Below are 13,518 nucleotides of genomic sequence, written 5' to 3' on the forward strand. Positions count from 1 at the left end.
GTCATCGAAAACGGGCTCGCCGACTGGCGGGCCCGTTATACTTTGGCCTCTGCAAAAAACCGCATCAGGTGCACATCCAGCATGATCCTCAACCAACTCGACCTGAAGTCCGTGATCCGTGCCGTTCCCGACTTTCCCAAGCCCGGCGTCATGTTCCGCGACATCACCCCGCTGTTCCAGTCGCCGCGAGCCCTGCGCTTCGTCGCCGACAGCTTCATTCAGCGCTACGTCGAGGCCGACTTCACCCACATCGGCGCCATGGATGCGCGCGGCTTCCTGATTGGATCGATCATCGCCTACGAACTGAACAAGCCCCTGGTGCTGTTCCGCAAGCGCGGCAAGCTGCCGGCCGACGTGTTGGCGCAGGCCTACGAGACCGAATACGGCGAAGCCCTGCTGGAGGTGCACGCCGACAGCCTGTGCGAAGGCGACAGCGTGCTGATCTTCGATGACCTGATCGCCACCGGCGGCACCCTGCTGGCCGCCGCGCAACTGGTGCGCCGCATGGGCGCCAGCGTGTTCGAAGCTGCCGCAATCATCGACCTGCCGGAACTGGGTGGCTCGACCAAGCTCAACGACGCGCAAATTCCCACCTACAGCCTGACTGCCTTCGCCCTCGACGAGGCGTGATAGGCCGTTGGTGGCAGAACGGGCGCTTCGGCGCCCGTTTTCATTTACGCACCACCGCCTGCGCAATCAACCGAACGCGCCGCCCCATCCAATGGCTGGTCGTGACCGGCTTGGCCTGATTCGACCCAGCCACGGCCGGATATGACCTGGCGATTGTCCGACAAGACTCCGAACATGACATCAAGCGATGACACATTCGACGGTGGCATCGCGCACTAACGACAGGGCTTGCCTGGGTCGGCGCACCTGCCGCGCGACCTCCCGAACAACAAGAAGGAGTTAGTCATGAACGCCAGTACCACGCCGATCCGCGCCAACTTTCCAGTCCGCCGCATGGATTTCAGCTTCAGCGAAACACCCAAGTACTGGTGGGACGATCAGCCCTTCATGACCCATTTCATGAACAACCTGTCTTCGCTGTTCCCCTACGGCGAGAAATTCTTCGTCGACAGTGTGCGCGCCGTCCGCGAACGCATCCAGGACCCGCAACTGCAGAAAGATGTCAGTGCCTTCATCGGCCAGGAAGCCATGCACTCCAAGGAGCACGCGGCCTACAACGAGTACGCCGACGAACACGGGATCGACCTGGAAACCCTGGAACTGCGCATCAAGGTGCTGCTCGAATCCATCAGCAAGGTCACCACCAAGAAGCACCAACTGGCGATCACCTGCGCCTTGGAGCACTTCACCGCGACCATGGCCGAACAGTTGCTCAAGCGCGAAGACCTGAGCAGCCAGATGAAATCGGACAAGATGTACAAGCTGTGGATGTGGCACGCCGTCGAGGAGAATGAGCACAAGGCGGTGGCCTACGACGTCTACCAGCAGGTCTACGGCGGCTACTTCACCCGCACCGCGGTGATGCTGCTGACCACCGTGATCTTCCTCAGTGTCATAGGCGGCTTCCAGATCAACCTGCTGCGCCGCGATGGCCAACTGTTCAACTGGCGCAGCTGGAAGCATGGTCTGGGCGTGCTGCTGCACCCGCGCCGCGGCTACTTCGTCAATCTGATCCGCCCATGGCTGGATTACTTCCGCCCCGGCTTCCATCCCTTCGACCACGACACCAAAGCACTGGAAACCCGCTGGAAAGAGCAGCTGGACTTCGCTGGCTGAACCCCGCCAAACCTCGCTGAAGTTCGGAAAACGCCAGGCATCGCCTGGCGTTTTTCATTATTCACCGCGCACCGCGACAACCAGTCACTACACTGAGCAGGGTTTCTGGAGCCCAATGGAGCGCGCAATTCAAGCAGAACCACATCACGAATTGCGAACCAAGGAGGTTAGATGCCCGCCCAAGCCCCCTCCCCGTGGAAGACCCCGCTCGTCCGCGAACTGGCCGTCATCCTGCTGATCAAGTTGGCCCTGCTGCTGGTCATCAAGGCCGTCTGGTTCGACCAGCCCACCGTCCCCGACGACGGTTCCCGCGTCACCAGCCAGCACCTGCTCGGCGACAGCCGCCCGAGCGACACCGAGAAGGAGAGTGCCCGATGATTTCCGAAGCCGTCGTTGACCTGTCGCGCCTGCAGTTCGCGATGACCGCCATGTACCACTTCCTGTTCGTGCCGCTAACCCTCGGCCTGGCGTTCCTGCTGGCGATCATGGAATCGGTCTACGTGATGACCGGCAAGCAGGTATACAAGGACATGACCCAGTTCTGGGGCAAGCTGTTCGGCATCAACTTCGCGCTGGGCGTCACCACCGGGCTGACCATGGAGTTCCAGTTCGGCACCAACTGGGCCTACTACTCCCACTATGTCGGCGACATCTTCGGCGCGCCGCTGGCCATCGAAGGCCTGATGGCCTTCTTCCTCGAGTCCACCTTCATCGGTCTGTTCTTCTTCGGCTGGGACCGGTTGTCGAAAGTCCAGCACCTGGCGGTGACCTGGCTGGTGGCGCTGGGCTCGAACCTTTCGGCGCTGTGGATCCTGATCGCCAACGGCTGGATGCAGAACCCGGTGGGCGCGGAGTTCAACTTCGAGACCATGCGCATGGAGCTCACCGACTTCGGCGCGCTGCTGTTCAACCCGGTGGCCCAGGTCAAGTTCGTGCACACCGTGGCCGCCGGCTACGTCACAGGTGCCATCTTCGTCCTCGCCATCTCGAGCTACTACCTGCTGAAGAAACGCGACCAGGGCTTCGCCCGGCGCTCCTTCGCTATCGCCTCGGCCTTCGGCCTGGCCTCGATACTCTCGGTGATCATCCTCGGTGACGAGTCGGGCTACGAGATCGGCGACGTACAGAAGACCAAGCTCGCTGCCATCGAGGCCGAATGGGAAACCCATCCCGCCCCCGCCGGCTTCACGCTGATCGGCCTCCCCAATCAGGAGGAGCAGCGCACCGACTATGCGATCCGGATTCCCTACGTGCTCGGCCTGATCGCCACCCGCTCGCTGGACAAGGAGGTCACCGGCATCAAGGACCTGCTGGTGCAGCACGAGGCGCGCATCCGCAACGGCATGACGGCCTATGCCCTGCTGCAGAAGCTGCGCGCCGGCGACAAGTCCGAGGCCACCCTGGCGCAGTTCAATCAGGTGAAGAACGACCTCGGCTACGGTCTGCTGTTGAAGAAGTACACGCCCGATGTAGTAGACGCGACCGAGGAGCAGATCCGCCTGGCCACCCTCGACACCATTCCCGACGTCTTCACCCTGTTCTTCAGCTTCCGCATCATGGTGGGTTGCGGCTTCCTCATGCTCGCCCTGTTCGCTTGCGCGTTCTACGCCTCGGCGCGCAAGAACGAGGAGCGCAAGCGCTGGCTGCTCAAATGGGCGCTGTGGAGCCTGCCACTGCCCTGGCTGGCCGCACAGACCGGCTGGTATGTCGCCGAACACGGCCGCCAGCCCTGGTCCATCGGTGAAGTGCTGCCGGTACACCTGTCGGCTTCCAGCCTCAGTACCGGCGATGTCTGGGGCTCGCTGCTGGCGCTGATCGCCTTCTACAGCCTGCTGCTGGTGGTGGAGATGTACCTGATGATCAAATTCGCCCGCCTCGGCCCGTCCAGCCTGCACACCGGCCGCTATCACTTCGAGCAGGGCCATGCCGGCAGCGGCGCGGCCACGGCGTAAGGAGACGACCATGGACTACGAAACGCTGAAACTGACCTGGTGGGTGCTGATCGGGGTACTGCTGATCGGCTTCGCCCTCACCGACGGCTTCGACATGGGCGCCATGGCGCTGATGCCCTTCGTGGCGAAGACAGACAGCGAGCGGCGGGTGGCGATCAACACCATCGCCCCGCACTGGGACGGTAACCAGGTCTGGTTCATTACCGCAGGCGGCGCCCTGTTCGCCGCCTGGCCGATGGTCTACGCCACCGCCTTCTCCGGATTGTACTGGGCGATGTTGCTGGTGCTCTTCGCCCTGTTCTGCCGCCCCGTCGGTTTCGACTACCGCAGCAAGCTGGAGAACCAGCGCTGGCGCACTGTCTGGGACTGGGCGCTGTTCGTCGGCGGCTTCGTGCCGGCACTGGTGTTCGGCGTGGCCTTCGGCAACCTGTTCCTGGGCCTTCCCTTTACCCTCGACGAGCTGATGCGGCCGTCCTACCACGGCAGTTTCTTCGCCCTGCTCAACCCCTTCGCCCTGCTTGCCGGCGTGGTCAGCCTGAGCATGCTCTGCCTGCACGGCGGCGCCTGGCTGATGCTGCGCACGGACGGCGACCTGGCGGAGCGTTCGCGGCGAGCGGCACAATTGTGCGCGCTGGTCTACCTGCTGACCTTCATCGGCGCCGGCGTCTGGGTCAGCCTGGGCATGAACGGCTTCGCCCTGCTCTCGGCCATCGACGGCAACGCCGTGATGAACCCGCTGAACAAGGAGGTCGCGCTGTCCAACGCCGGCTGGCTGGCCAACTACCACGCCTATCCCGCGTCCATCGCCGCCCCCATCGTCGGCATCCTTGGCGGCTTGCTGGCCCTGGCCGCGGCCAGTGGCGGACGCGGCGGACTGACCTTCCTCGGCAGCGCCCTGACCATCGTCGGCACCCTGTGCACGGCAGGCTTCGCGCTGTTCCCGTTCGTATTTCCGTCCAGCGAAAACCCGGCGGCAAGCCTCACCGTGTGGGATGCAGTGTCCAGCCACAAGACACTGGGCATCATGTTTGCCGTGGCCTGTGTCTTCGTGCCACTGATCCTCTGCTACACGCTGTGGGGCTACGTGAAGATGTGGGGCCGCCTGACCCGCAAGCACATCGAAGCCAACTCCCACGGCCTCTACTGAAGGAGCGAGAGCATGTGGTACTTCACCTGGATACTTGGCGTCCTGCTGGCCTGCAGCTTCGGCATCATCAACGCGCTGTGGCTGGAAACCACCCAGGACCTGGACAGTGACGAGGACTGACGCGCCCTTGCTGCGCCATCCCGCCAGCCGCACCTTGTCGTTGCTGCTGGCGGCACCGCAGGCCCTGGTGCTGCTCATCCACCCCGCCGCCATGCTCGACACCCAGGGCCGCTACAGCCATGGCCTGCTGATGCTGGCGATGCTCGGCGTCAGCGCCGGCTTCGTCCACGGCGTGGGCTTCGACCCGCGCGGACTCCCCTGGCGCTGGGTGCTCGGGCCGCTGTGCGGCTGGGCACTCATGGCGCTGGGATACGCCCTGTTGCTGACGGCACAAATGGGCCACTAGCAGCGAGAGGCCAGCCTCAGCCCTCGGAGCGACGCGGCAGAGTGTCCGCCGTGTCGAACCATGACAGCTGCGATGAGCACCAGACATGGCACTGCGGCTGGATCAGTTCCGGCTCGTCCAGGGTCACGGTATTGAGCCCCACCGTCTCGCCATTGCGCAGGCGGAACTCTAGGGGCGTGCCACACTTCACGCAGAAGCGCCGCTCACCGTCCGGGCTTGAGCGCCACATCCCCAGTTCGCCGGCAATGTAGGTGAAACCCGTCAGCGGAATCACCGCCCAGGGCACCGCCGGTGCAGCACTGGAGCGTTGGCAGATGCGGCAGTGACAGTAGCCGGTCTCCTCCGGCTCGGCCTCTACCTGGTAGCGCACCGCGCCGCAGGCGCAGCCGCCAAACAGGGGCAAGGGCAACATGGCTGTGGTCTCCGCTCGATGAGAAGGATTCAGAGCCTAGCCAGCATGCCGAAGGTCTGCAGCACCGCAACGCCGGTGAAGAGCAACAGGATTTGTCGCTCAGCCAGGGCGCAGACTTCCTCGCGCTGGCCCGGCGGACGCTCCAGATAATCCAGCGACTGTTGGAACAGTTGCCGGCTGATCAGCCGCGACAGTTGGTTGAGCTCGCCCTCGTCGACATCCGGCAGCAGGTGGAACTGGCGGATATCCTCGGCCATGTCGTCGCCGAACTCGTCCATCACTCGCGCCAGCGCTTCACGCAGCGCCGGCGACGGCCCGTGCAGTTCGCGCACGCCGATAATGAAGGCCTGCGGGTTGCCTGCCACGAAGTCGAAGAACAGCCGCACCGTCTCGCGGGTTACGCGCTGGCCGCGCTCCAGGTCCAGGCCAAAGGGCACGTTGGCAGCGGTCGCCCCCGGCTGCGCGCGCTCGGCGGCTTCGCGGCGCAGGTCACGCAGCGGCTGGCGCAACTGCGTGGCAATGTCGCGAATGATCGCCAACCCCAGGTCATCCACGTCGCCGAAGTGCCGGTAGAAGGTGTTCGGGTTCAACCCCGCCTCCCGCGCCAACTCCCGCAGCCCGAGGCTGCTGAGGCTGCGCCGACTCTCCGCCAGGCGCAGCGCTGCATCGATCAGCGCGCGCTTGCCAGCAGCTTCCGCTGGTCGTTCTTCCTGTCCGATTTCCATGTGCCTGGCGCCAGCCCCCATCTAAGGTTGGTTGTTCCTGAGGTATACAGATGTCTACATTTCACCACGTAGACAGTTGTATACGCCAGCAATAATCATAACAGGAGCGTGGCCATGAGTACGGTTGTGAGTACCCAACCAAAGACTGCCCCCAGACACTGCAAGGTCGCCATCATCGGTACCGGGTTCTCCGGGCTGGGTATGGCGATCCGCCTGAAGCAGGAAGGCGAGAACGACTTCCTGCTGTTCGAGAAGGACGCCGGCGTCGGCGGCACCTGGCGGGTCAACAACTACCCGGGCTGCGCCTGCGACGTGCAATCCCACGTCTATTCCTTCTCCTTCGAGCCGAACCCGGACTGGACGCGCATGTTCGCCCGTCAGCCGGAAATCCGCACGTACCTGGAGAATTGCTGGAAGAAGTACCGCCTGGAAGACAAGACGCTGCTCAATACCGAGATGGCGCGCTTCGAATGGAACGAGGAACAGCAGCTCTGGCACCTCTTCGACGCCGCCGGCAACCACTACACCGCCAAGGCCGTGGTTTCGGGCATGGGCGCGCTGTCGATCCCGTCGATCCCGGCGCTCAAGGGCCTGGAAAAGTTCCAGGGCAAGGCCTTCCACTCCCAGCAGTGGGACCATGACTACGACCTCAAGGGTAAGCGCGTCGCGGTGATCGGCACCGGCGCCTCGGCCATCCAGTTCGTCCCGGAAATCCAGCCGCTGGTGGCCAAGCTCGAGCTCTACCAGCGCACCGCACCGTGGATCCTGCCCAAGCCGGACCGTGCCATCAGCGAGAAGGAGCGCGCGCGCTTCCGCCACTTCCCGGCGGTGCAGAAACTCTGGCGCGGCGCCCTCTACAGCATGCTCGAAGGCCGCGTGCTGGGCTTCACCTTCGCGCCCTGGGCGATGAAGCTGGTGGGCAAGCTGGCCGAGCGTTTCATCCGCCAGCAGGTCAAGGACCCGGACCTGCGCCGCAAGCTGACCCCGGATTACACCATCGGCTGCAAGCGCGTGCTCATGTCGCACAATTACTACCCGGCGCTGGCCGCCTCCAACGCCTCGGTAATCACCGACGGCATCCGCGAGATCAAAGCGAACAGCATCATCACCGCCGACGGCCGCGAGCGTCAGGTGGACGCCATCATCTTCGGCACCGGTTTCACCGCCAACGATCCGATCCCGCGCGGCGTCGTGTTCGGCCGGGGCGGCGTGGACCTGCTCGACACCTGGAAGAACGGCCCGGAAGCCTACAAGGGCACCATGACCCGAGGCTTTCCCAACCTGTTCTTCCTCATGGGCCCCAACACCGGCCTGGGCCACAACTCCATGGTCTACATGATCGAATCGCAGATCGCCTACGTGCTCGGCGCCATCAAGCTGATGGATCGCCGCGAATTGCAGAGCGTCGAAGTGAAGGAAGACGTGCAGGAGCGCTGGAACGAGAAACTGCAGCGCGGCCTCAACCACAGCGTGTGGAACACCGGCGGCTGCAAGAGCTGGTACCTGCACCCGGTGAGCGGGCGCAACTGCACCTTGTGGCCGGGCTTCACCTGGCGCTTCCGGGCCCTGACCAGCCAGTTCGACCCCAGCGCCTATCATCTGAAGGCCAAACCCCTGAGCAGTCCAGTCGTCCAACCGCAACGCCACGCCGAGGAGGTACCGGCATGAAGCACTTCGAGAACAAGGTCGCCGCCATCACCGGTGCAGGCTCCGGCATCGGCCGCGCCCTGGCTGTGGAACTCGCCTCCCGTGGCTGTCACCTGGCCCTGGCGGACGTGAATGCCGCCGGCCTCGAGGAAACCCGCCAACTGCTCTCTTCCTCCGGCGTGCGCGTGTCCATCGACACGGTGAACGTCGCTGACCGCGAGCAGGTGCATGCCTGGGCGGACAAGGCCGCCCGCGAGCACGGCAAGATCAACCTGGTGTTCAACAACGCCGGTGTTGCCCATGCCGGCACCGTGGAAGCCAGCGACTACGAAGAGTACGAGTGGATCACCAACATCAACTTCTGGGGCGTGGTCTACGGCACCAAGGCCTTCCTGCCGCACCTGAAGGCATCCGGTGACGGCCATATCGTCAACGTGTCCAGTGTGTTCGGCCTGTTCTCCCAACCGGGCATGAGCGCCTACAACGCCACCAAGTTCGCCGTGCGCGGCTTCACCGAGTCGCTGCGTCAGGAACTGGACATGGAGCGCAGCGGCGTCTCCGCCAGCTGTGTGCATCCTGGCGGGATCAAGACCAACATCGCCAAGACCGCGCGGATGAACGACAGCATGGTCAAGGTGACCGGGCAGAACGCGGAAGCGGCGCGCACCCAGTTCAACGACCAGTTACTGCGCACCACCCCGCAGAAAGCTGCGCAGGTGATCATCCGCGGTGTCGAGCGCGACTCGCGGCGCATCCTCATCGGCTCGGATGCCCACGCCATCGACGTGATGCTGCGCCTGCTGCCGGTCTGGTACCAGAACGTGGTCACCGGCAGCATGAAGCTGGCCAAGCGTTTCGCGCCCAAGCCCAAGCGCAAATCCGCCGCTGAAGGCTACGAGGCCAAGTAACGCGTCTGCGCAACGCCTCCAGACAACGAGTCCCTTTTTCCCTGTCGGGCCGGCGCCCCTCCCCTTTACCCCCGGATGGGCGCCGTTTTTTTCCTGCACAGGAGGAGCTCTGCCTTCCGCGAATCGCTGTTTATACTGGCACGCTGCTGCCCGTGAACACGATCAAGGATGACCACCATGAGCCAGACGCTCCCCACCTTCCGCTACCACCCCGATCCGCTGGCCACCGGCAGTCTGATTGCCTCGGACGATACCTGCCTGTGCTGCGAACAGCAGCGCGGCTACGTCTATACCGCCTCGATCTACACCCGTCACGACCTGCCGGAAAACTGCCTGTGCCCCTGGTGCATCGCTGACGGACGCGCGGCTGAACGCTTCGAGGCGAGCTTCGCCGATGACTACCCGCTGCTGGATGCCGGCGTGCCGGATGCCGTGGTGCGAGAGGTCTGCGAGCGCACGCCGGGGTTCGTCTCCTGGCAGCAGGAACACTGGTTGAGCTGCTGCGGCGACGCCTGCGCCTTCCACGGCGACGCCAGGCGCGAAGCAATCGTCAACCTTGGCACCGACGGGCTGGCCGGGCACTTTCCCGACTTCGGCTGGCCAGAGAAGACCTGGCAACAGGTGGTCGAGCACTACCAGCCAGCCGGCAACCCGGCGATCTACCATTTCAGTTGCCTGCACTGCGGCAAGACGCACTACGGAATGGATTTCACCTGAACCGAAAGCGTTGCCGCAGGCCGCTCAAAGCCCCATCTGCTTGGCGATGATCTCGTTCATGATCTCTCGCGTGCCGCCGCCGATGGAGAGGATGCGATTGTCGCGGTACAGGCGCTCCACCAGGCTTTCGCGCATGTAGCCCATGCCTCCCAGGACCTGCACCGCGTCATAGGTCACGCGGTCGGCGACGTCGGTGGCGAAGTTCTTGGCCATGGAGATTTCCTTGATCACGCTCTTGCCGGCGGCCATCTTCGCCGCCTGGCGGTAGGTGAACTCGCGGGAAACCTCGACCTGCGTGGCCATTTCCGCCAGCCGATGCTTGAGCACCTGAAATTTGCCGACCGGCTTGCCGAACGCCTCGCGCTCGCGGCTCCAGGCCAGCGCCTCGTCCAGCGCCAGTTGCGCGGTCATGTTGGCCATGATCGCCAACGCCAGCCTCTCGCTCTGGAAGTTCGCCATGATGCAGGCAAAACCCATGTTTTCAGCGCCGATGAGGTTCTCGACCGGCACCTTGCAGTCGTCGAAGAACAACTCGGCCGTGTCCGACGCCCACCAGCCCATCTTCTTCAGCTGGCAGCTGACGGTGAAGCCAGGCGTGCCCTTCTCCACCAGCAACAGGCTGACGCCACCAAACCCATCGCCGCCGGTGCGCACGGCCACGGTGTAGTAGTCGGCACGCACGCCGCTGGTGATGAAGGTCTTGCTGCCACTCACGCGGTAATGGTCGCCGTCACGCACGGCGCGGGTCTTCAGGCTGGCGACGTCGGAGCCGCCGGACGGCTCGGTGACTGCCAGCGCCATGATCTTCTCGCCGGCCAGCACCTGCGGCGCAATGCGTTCGCGCAGTTCCGGGCGCCCCCACTTGATCAGCGGCGGCAGGCCGATATCCAGCGACCCCAGCCCCGCCACCAGCCCGCCGGAACCACAGCGCATCAGCTCCTCGCTGGCCGCCACCTTGGCGAACAGGTCGCCCTCATGGCTGCCGCCGAGCGCCTCCGGATAGCCGATGCCGAGAATGCCGGCCTCGCCCGCCTTGCGGTACAGCTCGCGGGGAAACGCCTCGGCCTCCTCCCAGTCGGCGACGTGGGGCAGGATTTCTCGCTCGACGAAGCGCCGCACGCTGTCGCGGACCAGGCGGTGGTTGTCATCGAAGTACTCGGCGAACACGGACATGGCAAGGCTCCAGACGGTTTGCCTGAAACTTACCGAGCGCTTGCTTGGTTTTCAAGGCGAGACACCCGCCATCGGCTAGGACAGATGCGCCGTCCCGAACCGCTCGCGGTAGGCTGAGGGCGCCAGACCCGCGGCGCTGCGAAAGGCGTTGCGGAAGCTTTCCACGGTGCCGAAGCCGCACTGCTCGGCAATCCGCTCGACACTGTCCGCGCTGCTTTCCAGCAGCTCGCGGGCTCGCAACATGCGCTCGTGCTGCAACCAGGCTTTTGGGGTCATGCCGGTCGCCTCGCTGAACCGGCGCAGGAAGGTGCGCTCGCTCATCGCCACGCGGCTCGCCAGCTCCCCGACGGCAATCGACCGGTCCAGCCGCTGCCGGGCCCAGTCCAGCAACCCGGCGAGGTCATGCCGGGGTGCCTGCGCCACTGGCGCAGGGATGAACTGCGCCTGGCCACCGCCGCGCTGTGGCGACATCACCAGGCGCCGGGCGACGGTATTGGCGACCTGCGCGCCGAAGTCCCGCGCTACCAGGTGCAGGCAGGCATCGATGCCCGCCGCACTGCCGGCAGAGGTGATCAGTTGCCCGGCATCCACGTAGAGCACCTGGGCATCAACCTCGATCGCGGGGAAGCGCGCCGCCAACTCCTCGGCATAGCGCCAGTGCGTGGTCGCCCGCTGTCCATCCAGCAATCCGGTCGCGGCCAGAACGAAGACCCCGGAGCAGATCGACAACAACCGCGCGCCTTCATCGTGGGCCCTGCGCAGTGCCTTCACCAGCTCGGCGGACGGCGCCTCGGCGCGATCGCGCCAGCCCGGCACGATGAGGGTGCCTGCACTGTCGAGCGCTTGGAGCCCGCCATCGGCCAGCACGCGGATGCCGCCCAACGCACGCATTGGTCCCTCATCGACCGCAACGACCCGGTGGTTGTACCAGGGAAAGTCGAACTCGGGGCGCGGCAGACCAAAGATCTCCACGGCGATGCCGAATTCGAAGGTGCACAGGCCGTCGTAGGCAAGAACGGCAACTTCCAGGGGATTGCGCGGCATTTGGCGGAAAACTTCCGATCACTGTCAAGACCGCCACTGTAGCCGAATCGACCGGCCACATACAGTGCACCCATCGTTCACAGGAGCCTTGCCATGCCCAGCCTCGTCAGCCAGTTCCCTGCCGCCCTCCCCGTCGACGCCCTCGCCCACTTCAGCCACCGCCTGGCCTTCGAGACCGATTGCTCGGACGTCAACGACGCCCTGCAGAACGGCGAGCAGGATTTCGTCCTGCTCGATGTGCGCAATGCTGCTGCCTTCGCTCGCGGGCACGTCCCCGGCGCGCTGAACCTGCCCACCCGCGAGATCGATGCGCGGCGCATGGCGCAGTTTCCATCAGGCACCTTATTCGTCGTCTACTGCGCTGGGCCGCATTGCAACGGCGTGCATCGCGCTGCCGCGAAGCTCGCGGCGCTGGGTTTGCCGGTGAAGGAGATGATCGGCGGGGTGACCGGCTGGCTGGACGAAGGCCTGGCACTGGTCGGCGCCGGGGGCCGCGAGCAACGTAGCCAGACAGAAGGCATCTCATGCGCCTGCTGAGCATTCGCGAGGCTCGGCCAGAGGATGTTCCCGGCGTGCTCGATCTGATGCGCGCGCTGGCGACGTTTGAAGGTTATCTCGACGACTTCGCGGTAGACGCCGACGCCCTGCTCGCCCGCGCCTTCGGCACAGCGGCGCAATGCCAGGTGTTCGTCGCCGAGCGCGACGCGCTCTGCGGCTACGCCGTCGTGCAGACGCTTGCCTTCACCTACGATCTACGCCCGAGCGTTCGACTCAAGGAGCTGTATGTCGTCCCGACACAGCGCAACTGCGGCGTCGGCGAAGCGTTGCTGCGGCGCGTCGCGCAATGGGCGTTGGAACGCGGTGCGGGCCGCCTGCTGTGGGACGTGCTGGCCGGCAATGATGCAGCAGAGCGTTTCTACTCGCGCCTGGGCGGCCGGCGAGAGAGCCAGTGGATCGCGTACCGGATGGATGATCGGGAATTGCTGCGTCTTGCCAGCGGTTAGCTGCTGATGGGGCGGCGCCCTGCCAGTGCATGGGCCAGGGTGCCGCCATCCACCAGCTCCAGCTCGCCACCCAGCGGTACGCCGTGGGCGATACGCGACAACACCAAGTCGCCGCCGCCCAGCAGCTGGGCGATGTAATGGGCGGTTGCTTCACCTTCCACGGTGGGGTTGGTGGCCAGGATGATCTCGCTGAAGCTGCCGGCCTTGATCCGCGCTTCCAGTTCAGGAATGCCGATAGCCTCCGGGCCGAGGCCGTCCAGCGGAGACAGGTGCCCCTTGAGCACGAAATAGCGGCCGCGGTAGCCGGTCTGCTCAACGGCGAATACGTCCAGCGGGCCTTCCACCACGCACAGCAAACTGTCGTCACGGCGTGGGTCGGTGCACTGCGGGCAGAACTCGTCCTCAGACAGCGTGCGGCACTGCTTGCAATGACCGACGCCCTCCATCGCCTGGGTCAGCGCCTGGGCCAGACGCAGGCCACCGCTACGATCACGCTCCAGCAGCTGCAGCGCCATGCGCTGGGCACTCTTCTGCCCTACGCCGGGCAGGGTGCGCAGGGCATCGATCAGTTGACGGATCAGCGGCGTGAAGCTCATGGGGCGGTCTCGGGATATTTTTCAGGGGGTAGAACGACTGT

The 13,518-nt window shown here is 64.8% G+C and carries 16 protein-coding genes and 1 pseudogene; 12 read left to right on the forward strand and 5 right to left on the reverse strand.

Annotated features, from left to right (window positions below):
- Positions 1 to 81 precede the first annotated feature (81 nt).
- The 7 genes from AC1ZV1_RS19360 to AC1ZV1_RS19390 all read left to right on the forward strand — a co-directional run bounded on the left by AC1ZV1_RS19360 (position 82) and on the right by AC1ZV1_RS19390 (position 5,251).
- Complete coding sequence (locus tag AC1ZV1_RS19360) at positions 82 to 630, forward strand: adenine phosphoribosyltransferase (RefSeq protein ID WP_138521687.1); 549 nt, start codon at positions 82 to 84, stop codon at positions 628 to 630.
- Positions 631 to 915: 285 nt separating this feature from the next.
- Entirely contained in the window at positions 916 to 1,746 is an 831-nt protein-coding gene (locus tag AC1ZV1_RS19365; RefSeq protein WP_484293173.1) for a metal-dependent hydrolase, read from the forward strand.
- 171 nt (positions 1,747 to 1,917) lie between these two features.
- Positions 1,918 to 2,124 (forward strand): cytochrome oxidase putative small subunit CydP, encoded by a 207-nt coding sequence (gene cydP / locus AC1ZV1_RS19370; protein ID WP_484293174.1) that lies wholly within the window; start codon positions 1,918 to 1,920, stop codon positions 2,122 to 2,124.
- Positions 2,121 to 3,698, forward strand: a complete 1,578-nt coding sequence (locus AC1ZV1_RS19375; protein ID WP_484293175.1) for a cytochrome ubiquinol oxidase subunit I — start codon at positions 2,121 to 2,123, stop codon at positions 3,696 to 3,698. The genes cydP and AC1ZV1_RS19375 overlap by 4 nt, the downstream gene beginning before the upstream one ends.
- Positions 3,699 to 3,708: 10 nt before the next feature.
- A complete protein-coding gene (gene cydB / locus AC1ZV1_RS19380) occupies positions 3,709 to 4,845 on the forward strand; it encodes a cytochrome d ubiquinol oxidase subunit II (RefSeq protein ID WP_484293176.1) in 1,137 nt (378 codons plus the stop codon).
- Positions 4,846 to 4,857: 12 nt separating this feature from the next.
- A complete protein-coding gene (gene cydX, locus AC1ZV1_RS19385) occupies positions 4,858 to 4,965 on the forward strand; it encodes a cytochrome bd-I oxidase subunit CydX (protein WP_484293177.1) in 108 nt (35 codons plus the stop codon).
- Positions 4,952 to 5,251, forward strand: a complete 300-nt coding sequence (locus tag AC1ZV1_RS19390) for a cyd operon YbgE family protein (protein ID WP_484293178.1) — start codon at positions 4,952 to 4,954, stop codon at positions 5,249 to 5,251. Before cydX ends, AC1ZV1_RS19390 begins: the two co-directional genes overlap by 14 nt.
- A 16-nt stretch (positions 5,252 to 5,267) precedes the next feature.
- On the opposite strand, the gene AC1ZV1_RS19395 is transcribed toward AC1ZV1_RS19390, so the two are convergent.
- Both AC1ZV1_RS19395 and AC1ZV1_RS19400 read right to left on the reverse strand, forming a co-directional pair.
- A complete protein-coding gene (locus AC1ZV1_RS19395; RefSeq protein ID WP_484293179.1) occupies positions 5,268 to 5,663 on the reverse strand; it encodes a GFA family protein in 396 nt (131 codons plus the stop codon).
- Positions 5,664 to 5,692: 29 nt separating this feature from the next.
- Positions 5,693 to 6,388 carry a TetR family transcriptional regulator gene (locus AC1ZV1_RS19400; protein WP_484293180.1) on the reverse strand — a complete coding sequence of 232 codons (696 nt, stop codon included), beginning with the start codon at positions 6,386 to 6,388 and terminating at the stop codon, positions 5,693 to 5,695.
- A gap of 76 nt (positions 6,389 to 6,464) precedes the next feature.
- Between AC1ZV1_RS19400 and AC1ZV1_RS19405 the strand changes: the two are divergent.
- The 3 genes and pseudogenes from AC1ZV1_RS19405 (at position 6,465) to AC1ZV1_RS19415 (ending at position 9,660) form a co-directional block, all read left to right on the forward strand.
- Positions 6,465 to 8,056 (forward strand): annotated as a pseudogene (locus tag AC1ZV1_RS19405) (flavin-containing monooxygenase).
- The gene (locus AC1ZV1_RS19410; RefSeq protein WP_484293181.1) at positions 8,053 to 8,943 is read left to right on the forward strand and encodes an SDR family NAD(P)-dependent oxidoreductase; all 891 of its coding nucleotides are present in this window, start codon (positions 8,053 to 8,055) and stop codon (positions 8,941 to 8,943) included. The pseudogene AC1ZV1_RS19405 and the gene AC1ZV1_RS19410 overlap by 4 nt, the downstream one beginning before the upstream one ends.
- 177 nt (positions 8,944 to 9,120) lie before the next feature.
- Positions 9,121 to 9,660: a CbrC family protein gene (locus AC1ZV1_RS19415; protein ID WP_484293182.1), complete on the forward strand. Its 540-nt coding sequence runs from the start codon at positions 9,121 to 9,123 to the stop codon at positions 9,658 to 9,660.
- 24 nt (positions 9,661 to 9,684) lie between these two features.
- On the opposite strand, the gene AC1ZV1_RS19420 is transcribed toward AC1ZV1_RS19415, so the two are convergent.
- Entirely contained in the window at positions 9,685 to 10,833 is a 1,149-nt protein-coding gene (locus AC1ZV1_RS19420; RefSeq protein ID WP_484293183.1) for an acyl-CoA dehydrogenase family protein, read from the reverse strand.
- 75 nt (positions 10,834 to 10,908) lie between these two features.
- The gene (ftrA, locus tag AC1ZV1_RS19425) at positions 10,909 to 11,877 is read right to left on the reverse strand and encodes a transcriptional regulator FtrA (RefSeq protein ID WP_484293184.1); all 969 of its coding nucleotides are present in this window, start codon (positions 11,875 to 11,877) and stop codon (positions 10,909 to 10,911) included.
- 93 nt (positions 11,878 to 11,970) lie between these two features.
- Here ftrA and AC1ZV1_RS19430 point away from each other — a divergent pair, with 93 nt between their 5' ends.
- Positions 11,971 to 12,414, forward strand: coding sequence for a rhodanese-like domain-containing protein (locus AC1ZV1_RS19430; protein ID WP_484293185.1), 444 nt, complete (start codon positions 11,971 to 11,973; stop codon positions 12,412 to 12,414).
- On the forward strand, positions 12,402 to 12,881 hold the full coding sequence (locus AC1ZV1_RS19435; protein WP_484293186.1) for an N-acetyltransferase family protein: 480 nt from the start codon (positions 12,402 to 12,404) through the stop codon (positions 12,879 to 12,881). The genes AC1ZV1_RS19430 and AC1ZV1_RS19435 overlap by 13 nt, the downstream gene beginning before the upstream one ends.
- Here the strand turns inward: AC1ZV1_RS19435 and recR are convergent.
- Entirely contained in the window at positions 12,878 to 13,477 is a 600-nt protein-coding gene (gene recR, locus AC1ZV1_RS19440) for a recombination mediator RecR (RefSeq protein ID WP_301535084.1), read from the reverse strand. The genes AC1ZV1_RS19435 and recR overlap by 4 nt on opposite strands.
- Positions 13,478 to 13,518 lie beyond the last annotated feature (41 nt).

This window comes from Pseudomonas sp. BB438 (assembly GCF_057180225.1).